Origin of the sequence: Kitasatospora sp. NPDC057512 (assembly GCF_042802135.1) — a bacterium.
Taxonomy (GTDB): Bacteria; Actinomycetota; Actinomycetes; order Streptomycetales; family Streptomycetaceae; genus Kitasatospora.
The window spans coordinates 1-2626 of sequence record NZ_JBHVET010000957.1 but is presented as its reverse complement, the minus strand read 5'-3'; the positions used below and the strand labels follow the sequence as shown (position 1 = coordinate 2626).

The window sequence follows — 2626 nt, the reverse complement described above, 5'->3', positions numbered from 1 at the left end:
GCTTACGACTGGGTTGCGCGGGCGCGGCAGCGGGTGAGGGCGTAGGTGATGCGGCGGTCGGAGGGGAGGGTGGTGGCGAGGAGTTCGCCGGCGGTGACGAGGGTGGTCCAGTAGAGGGCGGGGTCGCCGGTGCGGGGCTGGGGGTGGGCGGCGGCGAGGGACAGGTAGGCGGCGGTGAGGTTGCCCGTGGTGAACCAGCGTTGGAGGCCGTGGTGGTGGCCTGGGCGGATGCCGCCCATGGCGTCGATGGCGACCAGGAAGTGTTCGACGACGGCGAGTTCGGTGTCGGTCAGGGACTTGGGGATGTCGAAGACCCCGAGGGCTTCGAGGAGTTCGCCGGTGTCGTTCTCGGTGTCGGGGCGGGGATCGGCGAGGAGGGCGTCGTAGCACTCGGCCAGGCGGCGGGTGGTTTCGGCGAGGGGGATGTCGAGGGCGAGGCAGACTGCGCGCGCGACGGGCAGCGGCGGGTGGCCCAGGCGGGCGAGGAGGGCGTAGGTCGCGGCCGGGGTGGCCCCACGGGAGAGGGTGTGCCGGGCGAGGGTGGCGAGGTTCATGAAAGAGGCGACTCTCAGGCGAGGGTGACGACGGGGGCGATATGGGCCCAGACGAACTTGCCGATACCACCGGGACGGGAGGCGCAACCCCACCGTTCGGCAAGTTCGTCGACGAGGAACAGACCGCGCCCCTTCTCATCGTCGGGGGCGGCGGTCCGGAGGATCGGCCGTCCGGTGCCGGCATCGTGGACTTCGAGGCGCAAGCGGGAGCTGACGAGGGCGAAGCGGACCTCGATGTGGCGGTCATCGGGGGCGTCGGAGTGCTGGACGGCATTGGCGAAGAGCTCGCCCAGCAGCAGCTCGGCGGTGTCGCGGTAGCGCTCCCCGGAGGGCAGCCCGGCAAGGTAGGCCCGGAGCAAGTACCGGGCCAGGGGCGTGGATTCGGTCCGCGCGTCGAGGCACGCGACGAACATGCGGGGGCGGCGGGACGTGACCATGGCGGAGCACCTCGAAAGGGAGACGGAGACGGGGGCCATTCGCACCACGGCTGGTGATTGGCCGATGACGAACAGTCAACCGCCATGCCCCACGGTCGGCTATGGTCAAGGCGCGCCGGGACGTTGAAACCCTTGAAACCCGCCCGCAAGGGGGAACTGTCGTGCGAAACGACCGTGAGCCGAACCACAGGCTCGCCTCACTGATGGCCGAAGCGGCCTGGGGGAACGGAGATTTGGCCCGGGCCGTCAACCGGACCGGCACCGAGACCGGGCAGCGGCTCAAGTACGACGCCTCGTCCGTCTCCCACTGGCTCAGCGGCACCTCGCCTGCGGCGAAGTCCCTGCCGGCCGTCCTGGAGACCCTGGCGCGGAGGCTCAAGCGGCCGATCACCGCCTTCGAGGCCGGATTCCGCGCGACGCCTACCCCTGTTGACCAGCCGACGGATACGGTGTCAGGGCTGATCGACCTGGGGAGCCTCGATATGGACCCGTCCCGGCGCGGAATCCTCACGGCCAGCCTCTACTCGGTGGCCCTCACCATCCCGGGCTGGCCCGACGTGGTGGGCCGCTTCGAGAGACTGCGGACCGACCCGCACCTGCGGATCGGCATGGCGGAGGTCCAGGCGGTCGCGGCGATGACCGAGCGGATCAGCGACCTGGACGACCAGTTCGGCGGCCGGATGACCCGTCCGATGGCCGCCTCGTTCCTGGTCAACACGATCGTCCCGTACCTGCGGGCGGACGCCGGCGAGGACGTCCGCAAGGCCATGCTGTCGGCCGCCGCCGACCACTGCTACCTGACCGGCTACATGGCCGTGGACGAACGCCACGACTCCCTGGCCCAGCGCTACTACTTGAAAGCCCTGGAGCTGGCCGGGCACGCGGGCGACCACCTCACCTACTGCACCACCCTGCGCGGCATGAGCGTCCAGGCCGTCAATCTCGGCCACGGCAGCAGCGCCCTGCGGCTCGCGGAAGCCGCCTCGGCCGCTTCCCCGGAGGCCGGTCCCCGCATGAGGGCCTTCCTCGCCGGCCAGCAGGCCCACGCCCTCGCCCAGACCGGGGACAGGATCGGAGCCCTGCACCACCTGCGCACAGCGGAAGTCGCGATGGATCAGGCCGAGTCGAAGGCGAAGGTCGTCGGCCGCTACGATCCGGCCGCCCTCGCGTACCACGTCGCCCAGGTCAACTACGAGCTCGGCGACCGCGATGGCGCGATCCGCGCGCTCCAGCACTCCGAGAAGCTCCGACCCCCGGTGTACCGCGGGTCCCGTGTACGCGCCCTCTCCATGCTCGCCGAATGGCAGCTCGGAGCCGGCCGACTGGAAGAGGCCGTCCAGAACTGGCACCTCGCCCTGGACGACTATCCGACCATCCAGTCCGGCCGGGCCGACGACCGCTTCCGCTCGATGCTCTCCGCGACCCGGCCGCACCGCCGCAACCCCCACGTGCGCGGGCTCCTCGAACGCGCCCGCCCCATGGCGGGCGGCCGAGGACCGGCGCGAACGGTACAGAAGGCCACGGCATGACCAGCGGTGAACCGGGCGTGCCTCGGGATTCCGGACGGGCCGTCGCACGCCGCCCTGTCCTACTACCTCGGCCCGCATCGACTCGCTCGGCGCTCCTGAACCCCGC

The 2626-nt window shown here is 71.2% G+C and carries 3 protein-coding genes; 1 reads left to right on the top strand and 2 read right to left on the bottom strand.

Annotation, left to right across the window (positions count from 1 at the left end; translation table 11 throughout):
- Positions 1–2: 2 nt before the first annotated feature.
- Both ACFU6K_RS36200 and ACFU6K_RS36195 read right to left on the bottom strand, forming a co-directional pair.
- Entirely contained in the window at positions 3–554 is a 552-nt protein-coding gene (locus tag ACFU6K_RS36200) for a hypothetical protein (protein WP_380670468.1), read from the bottom strand.
- Positions 555–568: 14 nt separating this feature from the next.
- On the bottom strand, positions 569–991 hold the full coding sequence (locus tag ACFU6K_RS36195; RefSeq protein WP_380670466.1) for an ATP-binding protein: 423 nt from the start codon (positions 989–991) through the stop codon (positions 569–571).
- Positions 992–1194: 203 nt separating this feature from the next.
- Here ACFU6K_RS36195 and ACFU6K_RS36190 point away from each other — a divergent pair, with 203 nt between their 5' ends.
- Positions 1195–2520 (top strand): tetratricopeptide repeat protein, encoded by a 1326-nt coding sequence (locus tag ACFU6K_RS36190; protein WP_380670470.1) that lies wholly within the window; start codon positions 1195–1197, stop codon positions 2518–2520.
- Positions 2521–2626 lie beyond the last annotated feature (106 nt).

Bases quoted from the DNA above. Each gene is read 5' to 3' on its own strand.
- ACFU6K_RS36200 (WP_380670468.1), bottom strand. From the start codon at position 554: ATGAACCTCGCCACCCTCGCCCGGCACACCCTCTCCCGTGGGGCCACC.
- ACFU6K_RS36195 (WP_380670466.1), bottom strand. From the start codon at position 991: ATGGTCACGTCCCGCCGCCCCCGCATGTTCGTCGCGTGCCTCGACGCG.
- ACFU6K_RS36190 (WP_380670470.1), top strand. From the start codon at position 1,195: ATGGCCGAAGCGGCCTGGGGGAACGGAGATTTGGCCCGGGCCGTCAAC.